The organism is Azoarcus indigens (assembly GCF_004361735.1).
Taxonomy (GTDB): domain Bacteria; phylum Pseudomonadota; class Gammaproteobacteria; order Burkholderiales; family Rhodocyclaceae; genus Azoarcus; species Azoarcus indigens.
In genome coordinates this window covers 40495-66275 of record NZ_SNVV01000007.1, presented here as the reverse complement: position 1 = coordinate 66275, position 25781 = coordinate 40495, and the positions used below count along the sequence as shown (strand labels likewise).

Below are 25781 nucleotides of genomic sequence, written 5' to 3'. Positions count from 1 at the left end.
CCGCGGACAGTCAGGTTCGAATCAAACGCGACCGCGCCACAGACGCGCGGCGACGGAGACAGGAGACGACGATGATCTGGTGGCTGCTGGTTTTCTTCCCTCCCGTGGCAGGCGCGCTCGCCTATGGGCGAGCGCCATTTTTTGCCTGGTACGCGGCGGGTCTGCTGTGGCTTGCTGCGCTGGCTTGGGCGGGCGGCTGGCCGCCGGCGGTGGCCTGGGCGGTGATGGGGCTCTATGCGTTGGCGCTGGGCGTGTTCCTGCTGCCGGCGCTGCGCCGCCGCCTGGTCAGCGCGCCGCTGTTCAAGGGCTTCCGCCGCGCGCTGCCGGCGATGTCGCAGACCGAGCGCGACGCGCTGGAGGCCGGCACCGTGTGGTGGGAGGGCGAGCTGTTCGCCGGCAAGCCGGACTGGCGCCGCTTCGCCGCCTATCCCTGGCCACGGCTGAGCGCCGAGGAGCAGGCCTTCCTCGACAACGAGACCAGCGAGCTGTGCCGCCGGGTGCAGGACTGGGAGGCGACCAGCCAGCACGACATGTCGCCCGAGGTCTGGCGCTACATCAAGGAGCAGGGCTTCCTCGGCATGATCATCCCCAAGGAATACGGCGGCAAAGGCTTCTCCGCCTACGCCCATTCCCAGGTGGTGACCAAGCTCTCCACCCGCTCCTCGGCGCCGGCGGTGACGGTGATGGTGCCCAACTCCCTGGGCCCGGCGGAGTTGCTGCTGCACTACGGCACGCCGGAGCAGAAGCGCCACTACCTGCCGCGGCTGGCGCGCGGCGAGGACATTCCCGCTTTCGCCCTGACCAGCCCCTGGGCTGGCTCGGACGCCGCCTCCATCCCGGATGCCGGCGTGGTCTGCCGCGGCCAGTGGCAGGGGCGCGAGGTGTTGGGCATGCGGGTGAGCTTCGACAAGCGCTACATCACGCTGGCGCCGGTGTGCACCGTGTTCGGCCTCGCCTTCCGCCTCTACGATCCGGACCACCTGCTGGGTAGTGTCGAGGACATCGGCATCACCTGCGCGCTGGTGCCGCACGACCACCCCGGGGTGGACATCGGCCGCCGCCACTTCCCGCTCAACGCGGTGTGGATGAACGGTCCCATCCGCGGTCAGGATGTGTTCATGCCGCTGGACTTCATCATCGGCGGGCCGAAGATGGCCGGCCAGGGCTGGCGCATGCTGATGGAGTGCCTGGCCGCCGGCCGCAGCATCTCGCTGCCCGGCTCCAACACCGGCATGCAGAAGCTCACCGCCCGCGCGGTCGGCGCCTATGCCCGGGTGCGCTACCAGTTCAAGACCGCCATCGGCCGCTTCGAGGGCGTGGAGGAGGCGCTCACCCGCATTGGCGCCAACACCTATCTATGCGACGCCGCGCGGGTGATGACCGCCGGCGCCATCGACCTCGGCGAGAAGCCCTCGGTGGTGTCGGCCATCGTCAAATACCACGTCACCGAGCGCGCGCGGCAGACGGTGAACGACGGCATGGACGTCATCGGCGGCAAGGGCATCTGCCTCGGCCCGCAGAACTTCCTCGGCCGCGCCTACCAGCAGATCCCGGTGGGCATCACGGTGGAGGGCGCCAACATCCTCACCCGCAGCCTGATCCTGTTCGGCCAGGGCGCCATCCGCTGCCATCCCTATGTGCTGGAGGAAATGCACGCCGCTGGCGAGGGCGACCTCGCCGCCTTCGACCGCGCTTTCTGGGGCCACATCGGCTACACCCTGTCCAACGGCGTGCGGGCGCTGGTCATGGGCCTCACCGGCTCCCACTTCGTCGGCGTGGCGGCGGACGTGGCGCCGGAAACCCGCCGCTACTACCAGCAGCTCACCCGCTTCTCCGCCGCCTTCGCCTTCCTCGCCGACCTCTCCATGGGCACCATGGGCGGCGCCCTCAAGCGCAAGGAAAAGCTCTCCGCCCGGCTGGGCGACATCCTGTCGCTGATGTACCTGGCCTCGGCCACGCTGAAGCGCTTCGAGGCCGAAGGCCGCCAGGCGGAAGACGCGCCGCTGATGCACTGGGCGCTCTGGGACTGCATGTTCCGCGCGCAGAACGCCTTCGAAGGCGTCATCGCCAACTTTCCCAACCGCTTCTTCGCCCTGCTGCTGCGCCGGCTGGTGGTGTTCCCGCTGGGCCGGCCCTACGTGGTGCCGTCCGACCGCCTCGGCCATGAAGTCGCCAAGCGCCTGATCGCGCCCTCGCCGACCCGCGACCGCCTCACCGCCGACGTCTTCCTGCCCACCGGAATCGACGAACCGGTGGCCGCGCTGGAAGCGGCGCTGCTCGCCACCGTGGCGGCGGAGCCCATCGAAGCCAAGGTGCGCCGTGCGCAGAAGGAGGGCCGCTTCAAGCCGCGGCCGGCGCCCGGCGGCGGCGTAGACGCGGTGTGGCTGCAGGCGCGCGAAGACGGCGTCATCGACGACGACGAGTTGTCTATGCTGAAGCGACGGGGCGAACTGCGCGACAAGGTGATCCGGGTGGATGATTTCCCTTTCGAGTTCGGTGCAACGGTGGCGGCCGGCACGGCTGGTGAGACGGCAGCAGCGCCCGGCGCCGTTGCGCCCACGCGGGCGGTGGCCTGAGGGCGGCGCGCATGGATCGCAGCATCTACATCATCGACGGCGCCCGCACGCCCTTCCTCAAGGCGCGCAACGCGCCCGGCCCCTTCTCCGCGGCCGACCTCGCCACCGCCGCCGGCCGCGCGCTGCTGCTGCGCCAGCGCTTCGCGCCGGCTGAGCTGGACGAAGTCATCCTCGGCTGCGCCAGCCCCTCGCCGGACGAAGTGAACATCGGCCGGGTGGTCGCCCTGCGCATGGGCTGCGGCGCGGCGGTGCCGGGCTGGACGGTGATGCGTAACTGCGCCAGCGGCATGCAGGCGCTGGATTCCGCCATCGCCAACATCCAGGCCGGCCGCTCCGGGCTGGTGCTGGCCGGTGGCGTGGATGCGCTGTCGCGCGCGCCGCTGCTGTTCTCTGATGCGATGGTGCGCTGGTTCTCCGCCTGGTACGCGGCGCGCGGGCCAGTGGCGCGCCTGCAGGTGCTGCGCGGCTTCCGCCCGGCTTACCTCGCGCCGGTGATAGGCATCGTCAAAGGGCTGACCGATCCGGTGGTCGGCCAGACCATGGGCCAGACCGCCGAGAACCTGGCCTGGGAGTTCGGCATCTCCCGCGAGGAGATGGACGCTTATGCGCTGGAGAGCCACAGACGGGTTGCGGCGGCGCAGGATGCTGGCCACTTCAACGACGAGATCGCGCCGCTGGTGAGCCCGGACGGCGCTCTCCATGCCAGCGACGACGGCCTGCGGCGTGACGCCTCCGCCGAAGGCCTGGCCAGGCTCAAGCCCTTCTTCGACAAGCGCTACGGTCGCGTCACCCCCGGCAACAGCTCGCAGATCACCGACGGCGCCGCCTGGCTGTTGCTGGCCTCGGCGGACGCGGTGGAGCGCCACGGCCTGCAGCCGCTGGGCCGCATCGTGGACAGCGCCTGGGCCGGGCTGGCGCCGGAACGCATGGGCCTGGGGCCGGTATATGCCGCCGCGCCGTTGCTGGCGCGCAAGCAACTCGCCAGCACCGACATCGACGCCTGGGAGATCAACGAAGCCTTCGCCGCCCAAGTCATCGCCTGCCTGCGCGCCTTTGGCGACGAGGCCTTGTTCCAGCGCGAGTTCGGCCTTTCAGCGCCCGGTGTGCCGGATGTATCGCGGCTCAACGTGGATGGCGGCGCGGTGGCGCTGGGCCATCCGGTGGGCGCCAGCGGCGCGCGCATCGTGCTCCACCTGCTGCGGGTGCTGCGGCGCACCGGCGGCAAGCGCGGCATCGCCGCCATCTGCATAGGCGGCGGACAGGGCGGGGCGATGCTGGTGGAGAACCTGGCATGAATGCGGAATCCAGCGCCCTGCTGCGCGCGGCTGCCGGTGGCCGCCACTGGCGCCTCGCCGAGGAGGCCGGCGGCCCCAGCTGGCTGTGGCTGGACAAGGCCGAGTCCGCCACCAACACTTTGTCGCGGGCGGTGATGGACGAGCTGGAGGAAGTGCTGGGCCGGCTGGAAGCGGCGCCGCCGCGCGCCCTCATCATTGCCTCCGCCAAGCCGGCCGGCTTCATCGCCGGCGCGGACATCAGCGAGTTCGAGCAGCTGGACTCCGCCACCGCCGCCCGTGCCCTGGTGACACGCGGCTGGGCGCTGTTCGAGCGCGTCGCCGCGCTGCCTTTTCCCACGCTGGCGCTGATCCGCGGCCACTGCCTGGGCGGCGGCCTGGAACTGGCGCTGGCTTGCCGCTACCGGCTGGTGGTGGATGACAAGGACACCAAGCTGGCGCTGCCGGAGGTGATGCTGGGCATCGTGCCCGGCTGGGGCGGCATGAAACGGCTGCCGGCGCTGATCGGCCCATTGGCGGCGCTGGACATGATGCTGGCCGGCAAGAGCGTGGATGCCCGCCGCGCCAAGCGCCTCGGCCTGGCGGACGACTGCGTGCCGGCGCGCGTCATGGAGAACGCCGCGCGCATGCTGGTGCTCTCCGGCCAGCCCTTGCACAAGCCGCCGCTGCTGGCGCGTCTGCTGGATGGCCCGCTGAAACCGCTGGTCGCCAGCCGCGCCCGCAAGCAACTGGCGGCGAGGGCGCGCGCCGAACACTATCCGGCACCCTACGCCATCCTGGAAATCTGGGCGCGCCACGGCGGCAACGCGCTGGCGGTGCCGGCCGGCGATCCGGCCTCGCTGGAGGCGCTGATCGCCTCGCCCACCACCCGCAAGCTGCTGCGGGTGTTCTTCCTGCAGGAGCGGCTGAAGGGCTACGGCAAGGAGAGCGGCTTTGCGCCGCGCCATGTGCATGTGGTCGGCGCCGGCGTGATGGGCGGCGACATCGCCGCCGTCTGCGTGCTCGCCGGCTTGACGGTGACGCTGCAGGATCAGTCGGTGGCGCGCATCGCCCCCGCCATCGGCCGTGCCGCCGAACTGTTCCGGCGCAAGCTGGGAGGCAGTGGTAAGAGCGGGCGCGGCAAAGGGGGCCGCAGCGAAGACACCGAGCGCGCGGTGCGCTTCGCGCTGGACCGCCTGCTGCCGGACCCGCAAGGCTACGGCGTGGCCCGCGCCGACCTGGTGATCGAAGCCATCTTCGAAGACCTGGAAGCCAAGCGCAGCCTGTTCGCCGAACTGGAGCGCAAGGCCAGGCCGGACGCGCTGCTCGCCACCAACACCTCCAGCCTGCGGCTGGAGGACATCGCCACCGCGCTGGGCGACCCCGGCCGTCTGGTCGGCATCCACTTCTTCAACCCGGTGCCGCGCATGCCGCTGGTGGAAGTGGTGAGCGGCGCGCAGACCGCGCCGGCGCTGGCCCAGGCCGCCGCCAGCTTCGTCCGCCGTATCGACAAGCTGCCGCTGCCGGTGAAGAGCGCGCCCGGCTTCCTGGTGAACGCGGTGCTGGCGCCCTACATGCTGGAGGCCCTGCGCTGTGTGGAAGAGGGCATTGCGCCGGAAACGGTGGATGCTGCGCTGCTCGCCTTCGGCATGCCGATGGGGCCGGTGGAGCTGGTGGATACCGTGGGCCTGGACGTGGCGCTGGCCGCCGGCCGCGGCCTCACCGGCGGCGAGGCCCAGGTGCCGGCGCGGCTGGCGATGCTGGTGGAAGCCGGCCAGCTTGGCCGCAAGACTGGTCAGGGCTACTACCGCTGGAAGGAGGGCAAGGCGGAGAAGTCCGCCGCGGCGGAGCATGCCGCCGAGAGCGCACCGGTCGGGCTTGCCCAGCGCATCGTCGCCCCGCTGCTGGCAGCGGCGCGTCGCTGCGTTGCGGAAAAGGTGGTGGCGGACGCCGACCTCGCCGACGCCGGCGTGATCTTCGGCACCGGCTTCGCGCCCTATACCGGTGGGCCCTTGCAATATCTGGAGGACGTGGGGGAATTCCGGATAGCTGGACGTGCTGCGTTGCAGCAAAATAGCGGGGTTACAGTCCAGACCCCCACGCAGGAAAAACCATGACCACCCCCCCGATCTCCCGCGAATCCCTCCCGGCCGACAAGCACCTCTCGCTGCGCGTGATGGCGATGCCGGCCGACACCAACCCGTCCGGCGACGTGTTCGGCGGCTGGATCATGTCCATGGTGGACATTGCCGGCTCCATCCCCGCCATCCGTCGCGCCAAGTGCCGCGTCGTCACCGTGGCGGTGAATTCCTTCACCTTCAAGCAGCCGGTGTCGGTGGGCGACCTGGTGAGCTTCTACGCCAAGGTGGAATCGGTGGGCCGCACCTCGGTGACGGTGGATGTGGTGGTTTTCGCCGAGCGCGGCCATGCCGAGCCGGTGTTCGTGAAGGTGACCGAGGCCAGGCTGACCTACGTGGCCATCAACGAAGCAGGGGAGAAATCCCCGATCCCGGCCGCATGACCGGGCAGTAACACCGCGGCGCCAGCGGCGCAGGCGAGCGCGGCCAACGACAACCGGGGCGGTAGTCCCCGGCGCGCCAAGGGCGGTAACGCCCGACAAAGGAGGAGACGACACGATGCAACGGAAAGAGCTTGCACGACTGATCCCGGCCGCCCTGGTGCTGATGGCGCCTGCCGCCAGCCACGCCGCCGGCTTCCAGCTCCTGGAGCAGAACGCCAGCGGCCTCGGCAACGCCTACGCCGGCTCCGCCGCGGTGGCGGACAACGCCAGCACCATCTACTTCAACCCGGCGGGGATGACCGAGCTGCGCGAGCGCGAGCTCTCGGTGGGCATCTCGGCAGTGCGGCCGGCCTTCAAGTTCGACAACGACGGCTCCAGCGGCACCGGCTTCCTGCAGGGCGACACCAAGGACGCCGGCTCCTGGGCCTACCTGCCCAACGGCTATCTGTCCTGGGCGCTGAACCGCGATGTCTACGTCGGCGTCGGCCTGGGCGCGCCCTTCGGCCTGATGACCGAGTACGACGACGATTGGGTGGGCGCCGCCCACTCGATCAAGTTCGACATCAAGACCTACAACATCAACCCCTCCATCGCCTGGCGGGTGAACGAGGTGGTGTCCATCGGCGGTGGCCTCAACTGGCAGCGCATGGAAGCGGAGTACGAGCGCGCGGCGGCGGTGATCTCGCCAGCGCTGGCCGCCACCCACGCCATCCTAGAGGCGGATTCCGACGCCTGGGGCTGGAACATCGGTGCGCTGTTCAAGCTCTCCGACGCCACCCGCCTGGGCGTGTCCTACCGCTCCTCCATCGAGCACAAGCTCAAGGGCGACCTCAAGGTGAAGGGGCCGGCCGCCGGCGCCACCGCGGCGCTCACCACCGGCAAGGCCGAGGCGAAGGTGGAGCTGCCGGATTCCTTCATCGTCAGCCTCGCCCACCGCCTGGACAGCCGCTGGGAGCTGCTGGGCGACGTGTCCTGGACGGGCTGGAGCAAGATCAAGGAGGTGGACATCGTGCGCACCTCCGGCCCCCTGTCCGGCGCCACCGTGCAGACGCTGGAGACCGAGTTCCGCGACACCTGGAGGCTGGCCATCGGCGCCAACTACCAGCTCAACGACGCCTGGAAGCTGAAGTTCGGCATCGCCTACGACCAGACGCCGGTGAAGGACAAGGAGCGCCGCCTGGTGTCGCTGCCGGACAACGACCGCACCTGGTTCACCGTCGGCGGCCAGTGGAAGGCCACCCCGGCGTCCACCGTCGATCTGGGCCTGGCCTACCTCTACGTGCCCAAGACCAAGATCGACAACAACCAGATCGCCGACGGCCGCGGCCGCGTCACTGGCGACTACGACTCCAGCGTCTGGATCGTCGGCGCCCAGTACTCGCTGGCGTTCTGAGCCTTGGCTGACTGACTCGCTCGCCCCGGCGCCGGCCGCATTCGCGGCCGCGCCCGGCTTGCGGCCGTGCCCGCGGGCGCGCGGCCGTCCCCGCTTCGCTTCGTCCCGCACCGGAGGAACGCATGAGCCGATTCATCATCCGCAAGGTCGCCGTGCTCGGCGCCGGCGTCATGGGGGCGCAGATCGCCGCCCACTGCGCCAATGCCGACGTGCCGGTGATCCTGTTCGACCTGCCGGCCAAGGAGGGCCCGCCGGACGGCGTCGTCCGCCGCGCCCTGGCCGGGCTGAAGAAGCTGGACCCGGCGCCGCTGGCGCTGCCGGAGAAGGTGGCGCTGATCGAGGCCGCCACCTATGCCGACGGCCTCGCCCGCCTCGGCGAATGCGACCTCGTCATCGAAGCCATCGCCGAGAAGATGGAGTGGAAGCTGGACCTCTACGAGAAGGTCGCCCCCCACCTCAAGCCCGGCGCCATCTTCGCCAGCAACACCTCCGGCCTGTCCATCGCCGAACTGGCGAGGGCGGTGCCGCCGGGCCGCCGCAACCACTTCTGCGGCGTCCACTTCTTCAATCCGCCGCGCTACATGGCCCTGGTGGAGCTGATTCCGGCGCCGGACAGCGACGCGGCCATGCTGGACGCGCTGGAGACCTGGCTCACCAGCCGCCTGGGCAAGCGCATCGTGCGCGCCCGCGACACCCCCAACTTCGTCGCCAACCGCATCGGCGTGTTCTCCATCCTCGCCGTCATCCACCACACCGCCCGCCTCGGCCTGGGCTTCGACGAGGTGGATGCGCTCACCGGTCCCCTCATCGGCCGGCCCAAGAGCGCCACCTACCGCACCGCCGACGTGGTCGGCCTGGATACCCTGGCGCATGTGGTGGACACCATGGCCGCCACGCTGCCGGACGACCCCTGGCACGCCTACTTCCGCCACCCCGCCTGGCTGGACGGGCTGATCGCCCAGGGCGCGCTGGGGCAGAAGACCCGCGCCGGCGTCTATCGCAAGGACGGCCGCCAGATCCTGGTGCTGGACCCGCAGAAGCGCGACTACCGCCCCAGCGCCGGCGAGGTGGCGCCGGAGGTGGGCGCCATCCTCAAGCAGCGCGACCCGGCGGCGCGCTTCGCCGCGCTGCGCGCCAGCGACCACCCGCAAGCGCAGTTCCTGTGGGCCATCTTCCGCGACCTCTTCCACTACTGCGCGGTGCAGCTGGATGAAGTGGCGGACAACGCCCGCGATGTGGACCTGGCGATGCGCTGGGGCTTCGGCTGGGCGCAGGGCCCGTTCGAAACCTGGCAGGCCGCCGGCTGGGGCGCCATCGCCCAGGCGGTGGGCGAGGACATCGCCGCCGGCCGGGCGATGACCGACGTGCCGCTGCCCGACTGGGTGGCCGAACGCGGCGCCTACGGCGGCGTGCACGAGCCTGACGGCTCCTGGAGCGCCGCCGAGCGGACGATGAAGCCGCGCTCCACGCTGGACGTCTACCGCCGCCAGCTCTACCCGGAGCGGGTGCTGGGCGAGGCCGCGCCCGAGGCCGGCGACACCCTGTGGGAGAACGAGGGCGTGCGCCTGTGGCGGCGTGCCGACCAGGATGCCGGCATCGGCATCGTCTCCTTCAAATCCAAGATGCACGCCATCGGCGAAGAGGTGATGGACGGCCTGCTGGAAGCGGTGGCGCGCGCCGAGAGCGAGCTGGACGGGCTGGTGCTGTGGCATGAGCCGCCCTTCGCCGTCGGCGCCAACCTGCAGCAGGTGGCCACCGCCTGCGCCGCCGGCGAGTTCGGCCGCCTGGAAGCCACCGTAGCCAAGTTCCAGCAGGTGTCGATGGCACTCAAGCACGCCCAGGTGCCGGTGGTGGCCGCGGTGCAAGGCCTGGCCCTGGGCGGCGGCTGCGAGTTCGCCATGCATGCGGCGCACCGGGTGATGGCGCTGGAAAGCTATGTCGGCCTGGTGGAAGTGGGGGTGGGGCTGATCCCGGCCGGCGGCGGCAGCAAGGAGTTCGCCCTGCAGGCGCACCGGCTGGCGCAGCGCGCCGCCGGCGGCGATGTTTTCCTCTACATCCAGAACGCCTTCCAGACCATCGCCCGCGCCACCGTGGCCAAGAGCGCCAGCGAGGCGGTGGCGCTGGGCTTCGGCCGGGCGGGCGACGACATCCTGCTGCATGCGGACGAGCTGCTCTACGTCGCTCTGCACCGCGCCCGCGCGCTGGCCGAGGCCGGCTGGCGGCCGCCGGCGCGCGAGCGCAAGGTGGTGGTGGCCGGGCGCAACGGCGTCGCCACCTGCGAGATGTTGCTCGCCAACATGGCCGAAGGCGGCTTCATCTCCGCCTACGACTACCGCGTCGGCAAGGCCGCCGCCATCGCCCTGTGCGGCGGGGAGGTGGATAGTGGCAGCGAGGTGGACGAGCAGTGGCTGCTGGAGGTGGAACGCGCCCAGTTCGTCGCCCTGCTGAAAGAGGAAAAGACCCAGCAGCGCATCGTGCACATGCTGGAAACCGGCAAGCCGCTGCGCAACTGAGCGCCGGCCGAGGAGGACACACGATGAGCAAAGAGATACAGGACGCCTACCTCGTCGCCGCGGTGCGCACCCCGGTGGCCAGGCGCAACGGCGCCTTCCGCCGGGTGCGGCCGGACGACATGCTGGCCCATGTGCTGCGCGCGCTGCTGGCGCGGGTGCCGGGCGTGGATGCCGGCGAGATCGGCGACGTCATCACCGGCTGCGCCATGCCGGAAGCGGAGCAGGGCATGAACGTGGCCCGCATCGGCCTGCTGCTGGCCGGGTTGCCGGAGCGGGTGCCGGGCGTGACCATCAACCGTTTCTGCGCCTCCGGCCTGCAGGCGGTGGCGGATGCCGCCAACCGCATCCGCCTGGGCGAGGCGGACGTCATGATCGCCGCCGGCACCGAGAGCATGAGCGCGATGCCGCAGATCATGGGCAACAAGGTCAGCCTCAACCCGGAGATCTTCGCCCACCCGGAGAACGTCGGCATCGCCTACGGCATGGGCCTGACCGCCGAGAAGGTGGCCGAGCGCTGGCAGGTGAGCCGCGCCGACCAGGACGCCTTCGCGCTCGAATCCCACCGCCGCGCCACCGCCGCCATCGCCGCCGGCCGCTTCCGCGACGAGATCGCCCCCTACCCGGTGCGCGCTCACCTGCCCGGCGAGGGCGGCACGGTGCGCATCGCCGAGCGCCTGGTGGAAGACGACGAAGGCCCGCGCGTCGATGCCTCCGCCGACGGCCTGGCCAAGCTCAAGCCGGTGTTCGCCGCCCGCGGCTCGGTCACCGCCGGCAACAGCTCGCAGATGTCCGACGGCGCCGGCGCGGTGCTGCTGATGAGCGAACGCGCGCTGAAACGCTACGGCTGCGCGCCGGTGGCCCGCTTCCGCAGCTACGCGGTGGCCGGCGTGCCGCCGGAAATCATGGGCATAGGCCCGGTGGAAGCCATCCCGCGCGCGCTGGCGCAAGCCGGCCTGCACCTGCGCGACATCGACTGGATAGAGCTGAACGAGGCCTTCGCCGCCCAGGCGCTGTGCGTTTCCCGCCAGCTCGGCCTGGATGCGCAGAAGGTGAACCCCCTGGGCGGCGCCATTGCCCTCGGCCACCCGCTGGGCGCGACCGGCGCCATCCGCACCGCCACCCTGCTGGCCGCCATGGCGCGCGGCGAAGCGCGCTACGGGATGATCAGCATGTGCATAGGCACAGGCATGGGCGCGGCCGGCGTGTTTGAGCGGGTGTAGTCGGGGAGTTGGGGGAGGTAAAGGGAAGATGGTTGGGGCGGTTCGAAAAGGGGCTGCCGAAAAGGCGCTTGAAGCTGGCGGCCGAAAAGCGCGGCTTGGGACAACCATCGGGAAAAACCGCATGCTTCCCAGGGCTCACCGCCGCATCTCCCTCCCCCTTCGTGGGCTTGTGTATGCACACAACTCATACGGCATTAGAGAGAAGCTCGCTCCTTGTCGTTTTTGCGGAATTTCTGGCTGCTTCTGTCATTTCCGCTGCCGGAAACTGTCCGAATGCCGTTCTTTTTCATGCAGTAGTCATTGTGTGCATACGCTAGCCCCTCGCGGGAGAGCAAGGGCCGAAGAAAGGGGGCGTCCGCCAGGGGGCCTGGAGTGATGCAAGCGACCTAGCCCCTGCCTCCCGACCGCCGCTCCGCGTCCCACCCCCACCCCCACCCCCACCCCTGTGGCCTGGCCTGGGGGCTTCTTTTTTTCGCCTCCGGGCCGCGTGGTCCCAGTCGTACCGGCGCAGCGAGGGGGCGGGGTGAAAGATGTTCAATATCGAGAGTTGTATACATATAAAGGCTGGCAGGAAGCAGCCTTTTTTCGCCTTGAAGCAGCAGGCCGATCTCCGCCCGTCGCCAGCCTTGCTCTTATCCCCTTCCTTGAAGCCATAAAGTCCCGTTGCCGTTCGCCCTCTCGTGGTCTGCTTGTTGATAAAATAATTTTATGAGCAATTCAGTTTTGTCATGTATACACTTTGAACTGTATACACCTTGAGCTGGATTGCCCCATGGCCTCCGCCCCCCTCCCCGAAACGAGTGAAGCCACATCCTCCCAGACCGTGCGCGCGCTGCTGCGCCTGCGCGAGATGATCCTGGCCGGTGAGCTGGCGCCGGGCGAGCGGCTGTCGGAGCCGGTGATGGCGGAGGCGACCGGCATCTCGCGCACGCCCATCCGGACCGCGCTGGTGCGACTCCAGGAAGAAGGGCTGCTGGAGCCGATACAGTCCGGCGGTTTCCGGGTGCGGGCCTTCTCGCTGGACGAGATCCGCGATGCCATCCAGATCCGCGCCACGCTGGAGGGCTTGTCCGCCCGGCTGGCAGCGGAGCGCGGGGTGGCGCCGGAGTTGCTGGAGATGCTGGCCGACTGTGTGGACCAGATCGACGAAGTGCTGGCCGATGACGAGGCGCTGAGCGAAGCCCGCTTCGCCGCCTATGTGGACGGCAACGCCCGCTTCCACGAGCTCATCGCCGGCGCCTGCGGCAGCGAGGTGGTGCGGCGCCAGGTGGAGCGGGCGATGGCGCTGCCCTTCGCCTCGCCCAACGGCTTCCTGCGGGTGCAGGCGGTGGCGCCGGATGCGCTGCACACCCTGCGCCTGGCCAATGCCCAGCACCGCGCGGTGGTCGAAGCCTTGGCCGGCCGCGAAGGCGCCCGCGCCGAAGCGCTGATGCGGGAGCACGCCCGCATTCCCCAGCGCAACCTCGAAACCACGCTCGCCCACCCGGCGATCCGCGAACTCATCCCCGGCGCCAGCCTGATCGTGCCCGGATAAGGCTTTCCCGCAGCACCAACCCCACGCAAAAAACAGAGAGGAGACAAGAACATGCAGATCCATTGCAGGCCCCTGATCGCCTGTGCGCTGCTGGCCCTGCCGGCCGCCGCCAGTGCCGCCGAGGAAGTCGTGCTGAAGGTGGCGCACTCGCTGCCGCCCACTTCCGCTGCTCATACCCGCTTCATCGTGCCCTGGTGCGACAAGATCGCCGCCGAGTCGGGCAACCGGATGAAGTGCCAGATCTACACCGCCATGTCGCTGGGTGGTACGCCGCCGCAGCTGCTGCAGCAGGCGCGCGACGGCGTCTCCGACATCACCTGGACGCTGCCCGGCTGGACGCCCGGCCGCTTCCCGATCTCGGAAGTGTTCGAACTGCCCTATTTCACCGCCGACCGCGCGGCCTCCTCCCGTGCGCTGTGGGACTTCGCCCAGGCGGACGCGGCCTCGGAGTTCGCCGGCTTCAAGCCCATCGCCACCTGGGTCACCGGGCCCTATGTCTTCCATTTCCGCGACAAGCAGGTGAAGTCGCTGGAGGACATCAAGGGCATGAAGATCCGCGCGCCCTCGCGCCTTGGCAACAAGCAGCTGGCCGCGCTGGGCGCCATCCCGGTGGGCATGCCGGTGCCGCAGATGCCGGAGAGCCTGTCCAAGGGCGTCATCGAGGGGGCGCTGGTGCCCTGGGAAGTGGTGCCGCCGACCAAGACGCAGGAGCTGACGCGCTTTCACCTGGAGGCCGACACCGACCGCGCGCTGCTCGCCTCCACCATGGTCTTCGTCATGAACAAGAAGAAGTACGACAGCCTGCCGCCGGAGCTGAAGAAGGTCATAGACGACAACAGCGGCCGCGAGACCTCGGCCTGGGTGTCCGAACAGTTCGCCCCGGCGGATGTCGCCGCCCGCGAGATGACGGCGGCGCGCGGCAACACCGTGTATGCGCTGACGCCGGACGAGGCCCGCCGCTGGCAGCAGGCCAGCCAGGTGGTGACCGCCGAATGGATCAAGGAAGTGAAGGACGGCCAGCGCCTGTACGACGCCGCCAAGGCGCTGGTGAAGAAGTACAGCGACTGAGGAAGTGCTGCGCACTGAGCGCCTGGCGGTCCAGGCGCCAGCCCATCCGCGCGGCGCCGCTGGTCGGCGCCGCGCAACCCACCCCGGAGGAATAGAGATGTTTCCCAAGAACGCCTGGTACGTCGCCTGCACGCCGGACGAGATCGCCGACAAGCCGCTGGGCCGCATGGTCTGCGGCGAGCGCATCGTGTTCTACCGCCCCCGCGCCGGCGAAGTCGCCGCGCTGGAGGATTTCTGTCCGCACCGCGGCGCGCCGCTGTCGCTGGGCTTCGTCGCCGACGGCCGCCTGGTCTGTGGCTACCACGGCCTGGAAATGGGCTGCGACGGGCGCACGGTGGCGATGCCGGCGCAGCGGGTGCGCGGCTTCCCCTGCATCCGCAGCTTCCCGGTGGTGGAGCGCTACGGCTTCATCTGGGTGTGGCCGGGCGAGGCGGACAAGGCCGACCCGGCGCTGATCCATCACCTCGAATGGGCCGACAACCCTGAATGGGCCTACGGCGGCGGGCTGTACCACATCAACTGCGACTACCGGCTGATGGTGGACAACCTGATGGACCTCACCCACGAAACCTATGTGCATTCCACCAGCATCGGCCAGAAGGAGATAGACGAAGCGCCGCCGGTGACCACGGTGGAGGGTGACACGGTGATCACCGCCCGCCACATGGAGAACGTGCAGGCGCCGCCGTTCTGGCGCGCCGCGCTGCGTGCCAACGAGCTCGCCGACGACGTGCCGGTGGACCGCTGGCAGATCTGCCGCTTCACGCCGCCCAGCCATGTGCTGATCGAGGTCGGCGTCGCCCACGCCGGCCACGGTGGCTACCACGCCGATCCGAAGTACAAGGCTTCCAGCATCGTGGTGGATTTCATCACCCCGGAAACCGAAACCTCCATCTGGTACTTCTGGGGCATGGCGCGCCACTTCAAGCCGCAGGACGCGGCGCTGACCGCCACCATCCGTGAAGGCCAGGGCAAGATCTTCGCCGAGGACCTGGAGATGCTGGAGCAGCAGCAGCGCAACCTGCTGGCCTACCCGGAGCGCCGCCTGCTCAAGCTCAACATCGACGCCGGCGGCGTGCAGTCGCGCCGCATCCTGGACCGGCTGATCGCCGCCGAGCAGCAGCCCGCGGGGGAGACGGTGCCGGCGTGAACCGCAGGCGCGACGGCCGCGGCCTGGCGCGGGGCATGGATGCCTGCGCGCCGGGCGGCCCGGCGTAGCCGCCAGCCTGGCCGCAACGGCCCCCGGCGGCGGACGAACTCCCCGCGCTTCGGCTTGTCCGCCGGACAGCGGCGGGGCTGGCGGGCGGGAGCCGGCCCCGCCACGAGAGAGACAGAACAAACCCTTGCGCCAACGAGTGCAAGCCCGGCGCGTCGCAGCTGCGGTCCGCCGGCGCCATAGAGGACCCCAGCATGAACATGAATACCTCTGAGCTGATCAAGGTACGCGTCGCCGCCAAGCGCCTGGAATGCGCCGACATCGCCCTCTTCGAACTGCAGGCGGTGGATGGCGCGCCGCTGCCGGCCTTCGAGGCTGGCGCCCATGTGGATGTGCATCTGCCCGGCGGGCTGGTGCGCCAGTATTCCCTGTGCAACCCGCCGGCGGAGCGCCACCGCTACTGCCTGGGCGTGCTGCGCGAGCCTGCTTCCCGCGGCGGCTCCTGGGCGATGCACGAGGCGGTGCAGCAGGGCGACCTGCTGCACATCAGCTCGCCGCGCAACCACTTCCCGCTGGCGGCTGGCGAGGCACCGGCGCTGCTGTTCGCCGGCGGCATCGGCGTCACCCCCATCCTGTGCATGGCCGAGGCCCTAGCCGCCGCCGGCCGCGATTTCCGCGTGCATTACTGCACCCGCAGCGCCGCCCGCACCGCCTTCCGCGACCGCCTGCTCGCCGCCGCTTACGCCGAGCGGGTGCGCTTCCATTTCGACGATGCGCCGGCCGCCGAACGCCTGGACATCGGTGCCGCGCTGGCCGCCGCCGCGCCGGACTGCCACCTCTACGTCTGTGGCCCCAAGGGCTACATCGACGCGGTGCTGGCCGCCGCCCGCGCCGCCGGCTGGGCGGAAAACCGGCTGCATTGCGAGTTCTTCGCCGCCGAGGTGGCACCGCAGGCAGGCGACACCGCCTTCGACGTGCGCCTCGCCAGCTCTGGCCGGGTGGTGCATGTGGCCGCCACGCAGACGGTGGTGGCCGCGCTGGCCGCCGCCGGTGTCGAGGTGCCGACCTCCTGCGAGCAGGGCGTTTGCGGCACCTGCCTCACCCGCGTGCTGGAAGGCACGCCGGATCATCGGGATCTCTATCTGACCGAGGAGGAGCAGGCCGCCGGCGACCAGTTCCTGCCCTGCTGCTCGCGCGCCAAGGGCGGGCTGCTGGTGCTGGACCTGTGAGTCTGCGTGCTTGAGGTGGCTCCGGGCGGCTCCGTTCCGTGCCGCCGGTCTTCTTCCGCCGCCGCCAGGAAAAGGGCCGGATTGCCGGCGATGCGCGCCAGCACGATGAAGGTGCGCACTCGCAGCGGTGGCTTGCCGCGGTGACGGCAGTAGAGATAGATGGTATTGCGCCCGGCCACATGCGGCAGCAGCGCTGACCAGCGCGAAGGGGCGCTCCGGCGGACGAAGCGATGCTTCGCCTGTTTCGCCTACACCCCGCAAGAGGGGAGAGAGGCGAGGGGAGAAAGGCCGGCTCGCCGTCTCTCCAAACCGCAGCGCACCCAGCCTCAGGAACGCCACTCCAGCAAGGCCGGAGCAGCGCCTCGGGCGGATTCCGTGATCCGCCCCCGACCGGCGGCTACACTGGAAGCAATACCGCTGCCGCCGGGCGGCACATGACAATGGAGACGACACCATGGCCGGAACCGTCCTGCTCACCGTGGATCAGCGGGTTGCCACCCTTACCCTGAATCGGCCGGAGGCGCTCAACGCGCTGTCGGTGGAGATGATGCAGGACCTCGCCGCCGTTGCCCGTGACCTTGCCGCACGCAAGGATATGGATGTGATCGTCGTCACCGGCGCAGGCGACCACTTCATGGCCGGCGGCGACCTCAAGGATTTCGCCCGCCACCTGCACCTGTCGCCGGAGGCGCGGCTGGCCACCTTCAAGGCCATGATCGCCCAGCACATCAACCCCACGGTGGAAATCCTGCAGGGCCTGCGCCAGCCGGTGGTCGCCAAGGTGCGCGGCGCCTGCGCCGGCTTCGGCCTGTCGCTGATGCTGGGCTGCGATCTGGCGGTATGCGCGGATAACGCCACCTTCACCACCGCCTATGCCGGCGTCGGCCTGTCCGGCGACGGCGGTGCTTCCTACTTCCTGCCGCGGGTGGTCGGGCGGCGCAAAGCGATGGAGTTGCTGCTGCTGGCGGAGCGCTTCGATGCCGCCGAGGCGCTGCGCCTGGGTCTGGTGACCCGCAGCGTGCCGGCGGCCGATCTGGAAGCGGAAACCGACCGCCTGGTCGCCCGCCTGCAGGCCGGGCCGCGCCAGGCGCTGTGCGAGATCAAGCACTTGCTGATGGATTCCCATGCCAACCAGCTGGAATCCCAGTTGCAGAACGAGGCAGAGGCCTTCGGCCGCTGCGGCGCCACCGCCGACTTCGCCGAAGGGGTGAGCGCCTTCATCGAGAAGCGCAAACCCACCTTCCAGGGGCGCTGAACCGGGTGGCTGAGCCGCGGCAGCAGGCGCCCGCTGCCACCTTTCGCCCCTTAGCGCGACAGCCGGTAGGCGAGCAGCCCCAGCCACTCGTGCAGTGCGAACCAGCCGGCGTAGGCGGCGGAGGCGCTGGGCAGGTGCAGTCTGTCCTCTGCGCCCTCCACCGCCTGCCCCAGCCAGGCGGTGGGCGCCGCCACCACGTCCAGCCCGGCGGCCTCGAAGGCCTCCTGGGCGCGGCGCATGTGGGCGGCGTGAGTCACCAGCAATACCTTGTGGATGCCGGCCTCCCGCAGCAGCGCGGCGGAGAGTTCGGCATTCTGGCGGGTGTCGCGCGAGGCGTTCTCCACCCAGCGGGGCGCGAGGCCGAAATCCTGCTGCAGGCTGGCGGCCATCAGGTCCGCTTCCGCGAGGCCGCCAGTGGGCGCGCCGCCGGTCACCAGCAGCGGCAGGCCGGTCTCCCGCGCCAGCCGGGCGCCGTAGCGCAGCCGTTCCAGCGACAACCGGTTGATGGTCTCGCCGCCGTATTCCGGCGCGTTCTGGCGCTTGCCGGCGGCCAGCACCACGATGGCGCCGGCATCACCGATGGCGGCCATCTCCAGCGGCGGCGGTTCCAGCGGCGTCAGCAGGCGGTTGACCGGGCCGGGCGTGACCAGCAGCAGCGCCAGCAGCAGGCCGCCCCAGGCCAGCGTCAGCCCCAGGCGACGGCGGCGGCGGAGCAGCAGCAGGCCGAGGGCGATGGGCAGCAGCGGCAGCAGCGGCGGCAGCAGCAGGACGGAAGCCAGCTTCTTCAGCCAGAACAGCAGCAGGGGGAGGTCGAAATCCATCCGTATTTGGCGGCGGGTGGGAGGGGCCAGTATTATCCGGCGAATCTTCCTGACCGCCACGCCGGCCCCGCTCATGCCTGATCACCGCTTCGGCATCGAATCGCTCTGCCTCCACGCCGGCCAGCAGCCGGATGCCGCCACCGGCGCCCGCGCAGTGCCCATCTACCAGACGACCTCCTACGTCTTCGATTCGGCCGAGCACGCTGCCTCGCTGTTCAATCTGCAGACCTTCGGCAACGTCTATTCCCGCCTCGCCAACCCGACGGTATCGGTGTTCGAGGAGCGCATGGCGGCGCTGGAAGGCGGCCGCGCCGCGCTGGCCGTGTCCTCCGGCCTGGCGGCGCAGATGACCGCGCTGCTGACCCTGGCCGCCGCCGGCGACCGCATCGTCGCCGCCCGCACCCTGTACGGCGGCAGCTACTCCCAGCTGGATGTAAGCCTGCGCCGGCTGGGCATCGAGACCGTGTTCGTCGATCCCTCCGACCCGGAGAACTTCCGCGCCGCCATCAACGACCGCACCCGCGCGGTCTATGGCGAAATCATCGGCAACCCCGGCCTCAACGTGTTCGACCTGGAAGCGGTGGCCGCCATCACCCGCGAAGCGGGCGTGCCGCTGGTCATCGACAGCACCCTGGCCTCGCCCTACCTGTGCCGGCCGATGGAGCATGGCGCCGACATCGTCATCCACTCCGCCACCAAGTACATCGGCGGCCACGGCACCACGCTGGGCGGCGTGCTGGTGGAGTCCGGCCGCTTCCCCTGGGACAACGGCCGCTTCCCGCACATGGTGGAGCCCTCCGCCGGCTACCACGGCGTGCGCTTCTACGAGACCTTCGGCGACTTCGGCTTCACCATGAAGGCGCGCATGGAAACCCTGCGCACCTTCGGCCAGGCGCTGTCGCCCTTCAACGCCTTCATGCTGCTGCAAGGGTTGGAAACCCTGCACGTGCGCATGGATCGCCATGTCGAGAACGCCCGCGGCGTGGCGGACTTCCTCGCCAACCATGCGGCGGTGGACTGGGTCAGCTACCCCGGCCTGGAATCCAGCCCGGACTACGCCCTGGCCAGGCGCTACCTGCCCAAGGGCGCCGGCGGCATCCTGTCCTTCGGCATCCGCGGCGGCCAGGCTGCCGGCGAGCGCTTCATCGAGGCGCTGCAGATGATCAGCCACCTGGCCAACGTCGGCGACGCCAAGACGCTGGTGATCCACCCGGCTTCCACCACCCACCGCCAGCTGTCCGAAGAGGAACAGCGCGCGGCCGGCGTGCCGCCAGACATGGTGCGCCTGTCGGTGGGCATCGAAACCCTGGACGACATCCTGTGGGATCTCGACCAGGCGCTGTCGAAAGCGGCAGGCTGAGGCGGGGCGGCGGGCATGCGCGAACTACTGTGGGTAGGCATCGCGATCCTGCTGCTGTACGGCGCCTGGCAGCTGCTGCGTGCCCTGGCCGCAGGCCGCCGGCGGGCGCAGGAGAGTTTGCGCCCGGCCCGCCGGGAAGCGCCGGCTGAGGAGGGCGGCGAGGACGGCGAGGACGACGAGGAGGGTTTCGACTACGCTCCCGTCGCCCGCCCGCTGCCGCCACCGGCCGCCACCGGCATACCCCCCGCCGCACCGGCCCCCCCAACTGCCGCCGCGTCCGCACCCGCAGGGCCGGATGCCTTCCAGCTGGAACTCGAACTGCAGCGCATGCGCCGCGAAGTCGCCGGCCTGCGTGCCGCCCTGGAGGTGCAGCAGGGTGAAATCGGCGGCCTGCATGAAAGCGTGCGCCTGCTGCGCGAGCAACTCGAAAGCGCTGCCGCTACGCCCGCCGGCGCGCCGCAATACACCGAGGCGCTGGTATTCGCCCGCCGCGGCCTGCCGGCCGAACTGATCGCCGAACGCTGCGACATCAGCGTGGCCGAGGCCGAGCTGGTGCGCTCGCTGGCGGCGCGCGGGGAAGACGCACAGCGATGAGCATGGCGCCCGAACGCAAGCAGGCCCTGATCCGCGCAGGGGCGGCCGTTGGCCTGGCGATGCTGCTTTTCGTCGGCCTGCTGGTGGTCGAGGATGGCAGGCCCCGGGTGCCGCCGAAAGTGGTGGAAAAGCCTGCCGCCGCGGAAGCGGCGAATGCGCCGCCTGCCGGGGGCGAAGGGCCGGCCTCGCCGGCGCAGGCCCCGGCGATCGACGTCGAAGCGCCGCCGGTGGCAGCGGTGGTGGCCGGCGCTCCTGCGGCGGCGCCGGGCGGTGCATTGCTCGAACCGCCCGCAGCGCACACGCAGCCGGCTCCGCCACCCGCGCCCGCACCGGCCGCCGCCGTGGCGCGTACGCCTGCCAAGCCGGCCGCGCCGCTGCCGGATGGCTTCCAGGTTCAACTGGGCGTGTTCGGCGACGCCGCCAATGCCGACGCGTTGCGCCAGGAGCTGGCCCGGCGCGGCCTGCCGGCGCGGGTGGAAACCCGGGTGGTGCTCGGCCCGTACAAGGATCGCCGCGCGGCGGAGGCCGCGCAGGCGGCGGCGCGGCGCGAAGGCCATGGCCCGGGCGTGATCGTGCCGCCCAAGGGCGGCGGGAACTCCGGCCGTCCGGCAAAGTAGACGCATCAGGAGGCGTCCGGCGCCGCAAGGCCGGGCATAGGGGCCGCCGCAGCTGGTGGCCGGGTTGGATGAAGCGCATCGTCGCGGGAGAACAAGGATGAAGATAGAAAGCCCGGTATTCGGTACTGCGGAAATCGCTGACGACAAGGTGATCGAGTTTCCGGCGGGGTTGCCCGGCTTCGAGGGCTGCCACCGTTTCGTGGTGATGCACGAGGCGGGCAGCGCCGCCGGCGTGTTCCTGCTGCAGAGCGTGGATGAGCGCGACGTGGCCTTTTCCATCACCGGCCCGGAGTTGCTGGGCGTCACCTACGAGTTCCAGCTCAGCGACGAAGAGGTGGAATTGCTGCAGCTCAAGCGGCCGGAAGACGCGCTGGTCGCCATCATCATCCGCAAGGAAGACGCCAATGGCTCGCCGGCCACCGCCGGTCTGCGCGCCAACTTCATGGCGCCGCTGGTGTTCAACCTCAACGCCAGGCGCGGCCTGCAGAAGGTGATCAACCGCCTGGGCTGCGACATCGTGCTGCGCGCCCAGGGCTGAGGCGGGCGCTTTCCGCAAGTCGCCTGGCGCGGCGGCGTGTCCTGCGGGCGACGGGTGCGGGTGTCAGCCGTCGTGCGCCTGGTTGCCGCGGCGCGGGCCGCTCACTCCGGCGGCGTCTCCAGCTGCTTCTCCAGCCGGCGCGCGAACACCTTCATCTCCTTGGCCGCCTGCAGGTCGCCGCGCTTCTCGGCGACGGTGATGCCTTCGCGATATGCCTGCAGCGCGGCGGCCGCGTCGCCGCTGGCGGCCAGGGCCTTGCCCAGGCCTTTCCAGGCGGCGGAGTAGGCCGGGTCGCGCGTCACCGCGTCGCGGAAGTAGCCGGCGGCGCGGGCCGGATCGCCGGCCAGCCAGGCGTTGCCCAGCGAGAAACGCAGCATGGCGTTGTCGCGCGGGCCGTCCAGCAGTTTCTCCAGGTTGACGATCATCTCTGGCGTCATGGCCGGCTGCGCTCCCATGCAGGTTTAAAATGGCGGCTTACGCCCCTCATACGAAAAGGATGATCCCATGAGCCGCAGCATCGTCTCCACCCCCAAGGCGCCCGCCGCCATCGGCACCTACTCCCAGGCGGTGAAGGCCGGCAACACGGTCTACCTGTCCGGCCAGATCGGCCTGGACCCCGCCAGCATGCAGCTGGCCGACGGCTTCGAGGCGCAGACGGTGCAGGTGTTCGAGAACCTGCGCGCGGTGGCCGAAGCCGCCGGCGGCAGCCTGGCGGATGCGGTCAAGCTCAACATCTACCTGACCGACCTGGGCAACTTCGCCAAGGTGAACGAGATCATGGCGCGCTACTTCGCCGAGCCCTATCCGGCGCGCGCCGCGGTCGGCGTCAAGGAGTTGCCCAAGGGCGCGGTGGTGGAAGCCGACGCGGTGCTGGTGCTGGGCTGAGCTTCTCTCCGCCGCCGGCCCGTCCGCAGCAGGGGATGGGGCAGGCGGCGGATGTGTTCTTCCGCCGCACGCTTTTTCCTCCTCTCTCCAGCCAGCGGCACGCCCTGAGGCGTCCCGCTCCCAGAGCCCGTCTGCCCTTTGTCCGCGTCCCCGCCTTCCACCGCCAGCTTCACGCCCGCGCCGCGCGGCTGGCCTGGCGTGAACCCGCAGCTGGCTGGCCGCCTGGCCAAGCTGGACATCCATGGCATGCGCGACCTGGTGCTGCACCTGCCGCTGCGCTACGAGGACGAGACGCGGGTGACCGCCATCGAGGTCGCCCGCGCCGGCTTCCCGGCCCAGGTGGAGGGCGAGGTGCTGTCCTGCGAGGTGCAGCTGCGGCCGCGCCGGCAACTGGTGGCGCGCATCGCCGATGCCAGCGGCTCGCTGGTGGCGCGCTGGCTCAACTTCTACCCCTCGCAGCAGAAGCAGCTGACCGTCGGCAGCCGGGTGCGGCTGTTCGGCGAGGTGCGCGGCGGCTTCTTCGGCGACGAGATGGTGCATCCGCGGGTCAAGCCGGTCGCTGCCGGCGAAGGCCTGCCGGAGGCGCTGACGCCGGTCTACCCGACCACCGCCGGGGTCGGCCAGGCGACGCTGCGCAAGCTGATAGACCGCGCGCTGAAGACGGTGCCGCTGGACGACCTGCTGCCGGAGCCGATACGCCGGCAGCTGGATCTGCCCGGTTTCGCCGAGGCCATCCGCAGCCTGCACCACCCGGCGCCGGACGCGGACGCCTATTCGCTGGAGAACCGCGAGACGCCCGGCTGGCGGCGGATCAAGTTCGAGGAATTGCTGGTGCAGCAGCTGTCGCTGCGCCGCGCTTACAACGCCCGCCGCGCCCGCGGTGCCATCGCGCTGGCGCCGCGGGGCCGGCTGCCGCGGGCGCTGGTGGAGGCGCTGCCCTTCGCCCTCACCGGCGCGCAGGCGCGGGCGGGGGCGGAGATCGCCGCCGATCTGGCCTGCGCTCATCCGATGCAGCGCCTGCTGCAGGGCGACGTCGGCAGCGGCAAGACCATCGTCGCCGCGTTGGCCATGCTGCAGGCGGCGGAGAACGGCTGGCAGTCGGTGCTGATGGCGCCCACCGAGATCCTCGCCGAGCAGCACTACCGCAAGCTCGCCGCCTGGCTGGCGCCGCTGGGGCTGGAGGTAGCCTGGCTGTCCGGCAGCCGCAAGAAGCGCGAGCGCGAGGCCGAGCTGGAGCGCTTGAAGAGCGGCGAGCTGCTGCTGGCGGTCGGGACCCACGCGCTGATCGAAGACCCGGTGACGCTGCCGCGGCTGGCGCTGGCGGTGGTGGACGAGCAGCACCGCTTCGGCGTGCGCCAGCGCCTGGCGCTGCGCGACAAGGGCGAGCACGGCCAGCATCCGCACATGCTGATGATGTCGGCCACGCCCATCCCGCGCACGCTGGCGATGACCCACTACGCCGACCTCGACGTCTCGGTGCTGGACGAGCTGCCGCCGGGGCGCACGCCCATCCTCACCAAGCTGGTGTCCGAGGCCCGCCGCAAGGAGGTGGTGGAGCGGGTGCGCGCCGCCTGCCAGGGTGGGCGCCAGGCTTACTGGGTGTGTCCGCTGATCGAGGAGTCCGAAGCGTTGCAGCTGAAGACCGCGGTGGAAACCTACGAGGCGCTGGCGGCGGCGCTGCCGGAGCTGAAGGTGGGCCTGGTGCATGGCCGCCTCAAGCCGGCGGAGAAGTCCGCCACCATGGCGGCCTTCTCCGCTGGCGAGCTGCAGGTGCTGGTCGCCACCACGGTAATCGAGGTCGGGGTGGACGTGCCCAACGCCAGCCTGATGGTGATAGAGCACGCCGAGCGCTTCGGCCTCGCCCAGCTGCACCAGCTGCGCGGCCGCGTTGGCCGCGGCAGCGCCGAATCGGTGTGCATCCTGATCTACGCCCAGCCGCTGTCGGAAACCGGCCGCGCGCGGCTGAAGGTGATCTACGAGCACACCGACGGCTTCGCCATCGCCCGCGAGGATTTGCGCATCCGCGGCCCCGGTGAATTCGTCGGCGCCCGCCAGAGCGGCCTGCCGCTGCTGCGCTACGCCGACCTGGAGCGCGACGCCGAGCTGATCAAGGCTGCGCGCGAACTGGCCGAACGCCTGCTCACCGAGGCACCCGTCGTTGCCGATCGCCTGATGGCGCGCTGGCTGGGCGGCCGCGAGGCGCTGCTGCGCGCCTGAGCGGGGCCGGCGTTGCGCCCATGCCGGCACCCACGGCCGGCACGCCCGGCGCTGACCCGGCGCCGGTGCGCGCGGTATCATCCGGCCCGCGCCTTCCCGGACCTGCCCCATGATGCTCGCCGAACGCCTTCCCCACTACGCACGCCTGATGCGGCTGGACAAGCCGATCGGCACGCTGCTGCTGCTGTGGCCCACGCTGTGGGCGCTGTGGATCGCCGCCGACGGCGTGCCGCCGCTGCACGTCCTGCTGATCTTCGCCCTCGGCACGCTGCTGATGCGCTCCGCCGGTTGCGTCATCAACGACTACGCCGACCGCGATTTCGACGGCCATGTGGAACGCACCCGCAACCGGCCGCTCGCCACCGGCGCGGTCAGCGGCCGCGAGGCGCTGTGGCTGGCGGCGGCGCTGGCGCTGCTCTCCTTCCTGCTGATCCTGCCGCTGGACGCGGCGGTGATCTGGCTGTCGCTGCCGGCGCTGTTCCTCGCCGCCAGCTACCCCTTCACCAAGCGCTTCCTCGCCATTCCGCAGGCCTACCTCGGCATCGCCTTCGGCTTCGGCATCCCGATGGGCTTCGCCGCCATCCAGGGCACGGTGCCGGCGGTGGGTTGGGCGATGTTGCTGGCCAACATCTTCTGGGCGGTGGCCTACGACACCGAATACGCCATGGTCGACCGCAACGACGACCTCAAGATCGGCATCAAGACCTCGGCCATCACCTTCGGCCGCTTCGACGTCGCCGCGGTGATGCTGTGCTATGCCGCCGCGCTCGCCATCCTCGCCGCCGTCGGCGTGGCGGTGGCGCGCGGCCCGGCCTACTTCCTCGGCCTCGCCGGCGCCGCCGGCATCGCCCTCTATCACTACCGCCTGATCCGCGGGCGCGAGCGCATGGCCTGCTTCAAGGCCTTCCGCCACAACAACTGGCTGGGCGGCGCCATCTTCCTCGGCCTGCTGGTGGACGACCTGCTGCGCCGCCTCGGCTGAATCCGCCGGGCGCCGCGCCCGGCCCACAAGG

21 protein-coding genes are annotated in these 25781 nt (G+C 70.6%); 19 read left to right on the top strand and 2 right to left on the bottom strand.

What is annotated here, in order from left to right; translation table 11 throughout:
* Nucleotides 1-71 precede the first annotated feature (71 nt).
* The 12 genes from C7389_RS09700 (at nt 72) to C7389_RS09645 (ending at nt 17736) form a co-directional block, all read left to right on the top strand.
* Nucleotides 72-2576 carry an acyl-CoA dehydrogenase gene (locus C7389_RS09700; RefSeq protein WP_133590790.1) on the top strand — a complete coding sequence of 835 codons (2505 nt, stop codon included), beginning with the start codon at nt 72-74 and terminating at the stop codon, nt 2574-2576.
* A gap of 11 nt (nt 2577-2587) precedes the next feature.
* On the top strand, nt 2588-3871 hold the full coding sequence (locus C7389_RS09695) for an acetyl-CoA C-acetyltransferase (protein ID WP_133590789.1): 1284 nt from the start codon (nt 2588-2590) through the stop codon (nt 3869-3871).
* Nucleotides 3868-5964 (top strand): 3-hydroxyacyl-CoA dehydrogenase NAD-binding domain-containing protein, encoded by a 2097-nt coding sequence (locus C7389_RS09690; RefSeq protein ID WP_133590787.1) that lies wholly within the window; start codon nt 3868-3870, stop codon nt 5962-5964. The genes C7389_RS09695 and C7389_RS09690 overlap by 4 nt, the downstream gene beginning before the upstream one ends.
* Nucleotides 5961-6368: an acyl-CoA thioesterase gene (locus C7389_RS09685; protein WP_246034697.1), complete on the top strand. Its 408-nt coding sequence runs from the start codon at nt 5961-5963 to the stop codon at nt 6366-6368. The genes C7389_RS09690 and C7389_RS09685 overlap by 4 nt, the downstream gene beginning before the upstream one ends.
* Before the next feature lie 115 nt (nt 6369-6483).
* Nucleotides 6484-7761 (top strand): OmpP1/FadL family transporter, encoded by a 1278-nt coding sequence (locus C7389_RS09680; RefSeq protein ID WP_133590785.1) that lies wholly within the window; start codon nt 6484-6486, stop codon nt 7759-7761.
* A 122-nt stretch (nt 7762-7883) separates the two neighbouring features.
* The gene (locus C7389_RS09675; RefSeq protein WP_133590783.1) at nt 7884-10274 is read left to right on the top strand and encodes a 3-hydroxyacyl-CoA dehydrogenase/enoyl-CoA hydratase family protein; all 2391 of its coding nucleotides are present in this window, start codon (nt 7884-7886) and stop codon (nt 10272-10274) included.
* A gap of 23 nt (nt 10275-10297) precedes the next feature.
* Nucleotides 10298-11494, top strand: coding sequence for an acetyl-CoA C-acyltransferase (locus C7389_RS09670; RefSeq protein ID WP_133590781.1), 1197 nt, complete (start codon nt 10298-10300; stop codon nt 11492-11494).
* A 772-nt stretch (nt 11495-12266) separates the two neighbouring features.
* Nucleotides 12267-13028, top strand: coding sequence for a GntR family transcriptional regulator (locus C7389_RS09665; protein WP_133590779.1), 762 nt, complete (start codon nt 12267-12269; stop codon nt 13026-13028).
* A 51-nt stretch (nt 13029-13079) separates the two neighbouring features.
* Entirely contained in the window at nt 13080-14096 is a 1017-nt protein-coding gene (locus C7389_RS09660; protein WP_133590777.1) for a TRAP transporter substrate-binding protein, read from the top strand.
* Nucleotides 14097-14193: 97 nt separating this feature from the next.
* The gene (locus C7389_RS09655; RefSeq protein ID WP_133590775.1) at nt 14194-15246 is read left to right on the top strand and encodes an aromatic ring-hydroxylating dioxygenase subunit alpha; all 1053 of its coding nucleotides are present in this window, start codon (nt 14194-14196) and stop codon (nt 15244-15246) included.
* 260 nt (nt 15247-15506) lie between these two features.
* The gene (locus C7389_RS09650) at nt 15507-16481 is read left to right on the top strand and encodes a PDR/VanB family oxidoreductase (protein WP_246034696.1); all 975 of its coding nucleotides are present in this window, start codon (nt 15507-15509) and stop codon (nt 16479-16481) included.
* A gap of 454 nt (nt 16482-16935) precedes the next feature.
* The gene (locus C7389_RS09645; protein ID WP_133590773.1) at nt 16936-17736 is read left to right on the top strand and encodes an enoyl-CoA hydratase; all 801 of its coding nucleotides are present in this window, start codon (nt 16936-16938) and stop codon (nt 17734-17736) included.
* A gap of 50 nt (nt 17737-17786) precedes the next feature.
* Here the strand turns inward: C7389_RS09645 and C7389_RS09640 are convergent, their stop codons facing one another.
* The gene (locus C7389_RS09640) at nt 17787-18557 is read right to left on the bottom strand and encodes a YdcF family protein (RefSeq protein ID WP_133590771.1); all 771 of its coding nucleotides are present in this window, start codon (nt 18555-18557) and stop codon (nt 17787-17789) included.
* A 73-nt stretch (nt 18558-18630) separates the two neighbouring features.
* On the opposite strand from C7389_RS09640, the gene C7389_RS09635 reads away from it, so the two are divergent.
* From C7389_RS09635 to fliW, 4 genes are all read left to right on the top strand, one after another.
* A complete protein-coding gene (locus tag C7389_RS09635) occupies nt 18631-19917 on the top strand; it encodes an O-acetylhomoserine aminocarboxypropyltransferase/cysteine synthase family protein (protein ID WP_133590769.1) in 1287 nt (428 codons plus the stop codon).
* A gap of 15 nt (nt 19918-19932) precedes the next feature.
* A complete protein-coding gene (locus tag C7389_RS25130; protein ID WP_211168435.1) occupies nt 19933-20511 on the top strand; it encodes a DUF2802 domain-containing protein in 579 nt (192 codons plus the stop codon).
* Between the two features lie 2 nt (nt 20512-20513).
* Nucleotides 20514-21128 carry an SPOR domain-containing protein gene (locus tag C7389_RS09625; protein WP_162851711.1) on the top strand — a complete coding sequence of 205 codons (615 nt, stop codon included), beginning with the start codon at nt 20514-20516 and terminating at the stop codon, nt 21126-21128.
* A 97-nt stretch (nt 21129-21225) separates the two neighbouring features.
* Entirely contained in the window at nt 21226-21666 is a 441-nt protein-coding gene (gene fliW / locus C7389_RS09620; protein WP_133590765.1) for a flagellar assembly protein FliW, read from the top strand.
* Between the two features lie 101 nt (nt 21667-21767).
* Here fliW and C7389_RS09615 read toward each other — a convergent pair whose 3' ends face one another.
* Entirely contained in the window at nt 21768-22103 is a 336-nt protein-coding gene (locus C7389_RS09615) for a tetratricopeptide repeat protein (protein ID WP_133590763.1), read from the bottom strand.
* A gap of 67 nt (nt 22104-22170) precedes the next feature.
* Here C7389_RS09615 and C7389_RS09610 point away from each other — a divergent pair, with 67 nt between their 5' ends.
* From C7389_RS09610 to ubiA, 3 genes are all read left to right on the top strand, one after another.
* The gene (locus C7389_RS09610) at nt 22171-22551 is read left to right on the top strand and encodes a RidA family protein (protein WP_133590761.1); all 381 of its coding nucleotides are present in this window, start codon (nt 22171-22173) and stop codon (nt 22549-22551) included.
* A 198-nt stretch (nt 22552-22749) separates the two neighbouring features.
* Nucleotides 22750-24768 (top strand): ATP-dependent DNA helicase RecG, encoded by a 2019-nt coding sequence (recG, locus tag C7389_RS09605; RefSeq protein ID WP_211342509.1) that lies wholly within the window; start codon nt 22750-22752, stop codon nt 24766-24768.
* Nucleotides 24769-24877: 109 nt separating this feature from the next.
* Complete coding sequence (ubiA, locus tag C7389_RS09600) at nt 24878-25750, top strand: 4-hydroxybenzoate octaprenyltransferase (protein ID WP_133590757.1); 873 nt, start codon at nt 24878-24880, stop codon at nt 25748-25750.
* Nucleotides 25751-25781 lie beyond the last annotated feature (31 nt).

Coding starts and splice junctions, on each gene's coding strand:
- C7389_RS09700 (WP_133590790.1), top strand. CDS start 72: ATGATCTGGTGGCTGCTGGTTTTCTTCCCTCCCGTGGCAGGCGCGCTC.
- C7389_RS09695 (WP_133590789.1), top strand. CDS start 2,588: ATGGATCGCAGCATCTACATCATCGACGGCGCCCGCACGCCCTTCCTC.
- C7389_RS09690 (WP_133590787.1), top strand. CDS start 3,868: ATGAATGCGGAATCCAGCGCCCTGCTGCGCGCGGCTGCCGGTGGCCGC.
- C7389_RS09685 (WP_246034697.1), top strand. CDS start 5,961: ATGACCACCCCCCCGATCTCCCGCGAATCCCTCCCGGCCGACAAGCAC.
- C7389_RS09680 (WP_133590785.1), top strand. CDS start 6,484: ATGCAACGGAAAGAGCTTGCACGACTGATCCCGGCCGCCCTGGTGCTG.
- C7389_RS09675 (WP_133590783.1), top strand. CDS start 7,884: ATGAGCCGATTCATCATCCGCAAGGTCGCCGTGCTCGGCGCCGGCGTC.
- C7389_RS09670 (WP_133590781.1), top strand. CDS start 10,298: ATGAGCAAAGAGATACAGGACGCCTACCTCGTCGCCGCGGTGCGCACC.
- C7389_RS09665 (WP_133590779.1), top strand. CDS start 12,267: ATGGCCTCCGCCCCCCTCCCCGAAACGAGTGAAGCCACATCCTCCCAG.
- C7389_RS09660 (WP_133590777.1), top strand. CDS start 13,080: ATGCAGATCCATTGCAGGCCCCTGATCGCCTGTGCGCTGCTGGCCCTG.
- C7389_RS09655 (WP_133590775.1), top strand. CDS start 14,194: ATGTTTCCCAAGAACGCCTGGTACGTCGCCTGCACGCCGGACGAGATC.
- C7389_RS09650 (WP_246034696.1), top strand. CDS start 15,507: ATGAACATGAATACCTCTGAGCTGATCAAGGTACGCGTCGCCGCCAAG.
- C7389_RS09645 (WP_133590773.1), top strand. CDS start 16,936: ATGGCCGGAACCGTCCTGCTCACCGTGGATCAGCGGGTTGCCACCCTT.
- C7389_RS09640 (WP_133590771.1), bottom strand. CDS start 18,557: ATGGATTTCGACCTCCCCCTGCTGCTGTTCTGGCTGAAGAAGCTGGCT.
- C7389_RS09635 (WP_133590769.1), top strand. CDS start 18,631: ATGCCTGATCACCGCTTCGGCATCGAATCGCTCTGCCTCCACGCCGGC.
- C7389_RS25130 (WP_211168435.1), top strand. CDS start 19,933: ATGCGCGAACTACTGTGGGTAGGCATCGCGATCCTGCTGCTGTACGGC.
- C7389_RS09625 (WP_162851711.1), top strand. CDS start 20,514: ATGGCGCCCGAACGCAAGCAGGCCCTGATCCGCGCAGGGGCGGCCGTT.
- fliW (WP_133590765.1), top strand. CDS start 21,226: ATGAAGATAGAAAGCCCGGTATTCGGTACTGCGGAAATCGCTGACGAC.
- C7389_RS09615 (WP_133590763.1), bottom strand. CDS start 22,103: ATGACGCCAGAGATGATCGTCAACCTGGAGAAACTGCTGGACGGCCCG.
- C7389_RS09610 (WP_133590761.1), top strand. CDS start 22,171: ATGAGCCGCAGCATCGTCTCCACCCCCAAGGCGCCCGCCGCCATCGGC.
- ubiA (WP_133590757.1), top strand. CDS start 24,878: ATGATGCTCGCCGAACGCCTTCCCCACTACGCACGCCTGATGCGGCTG.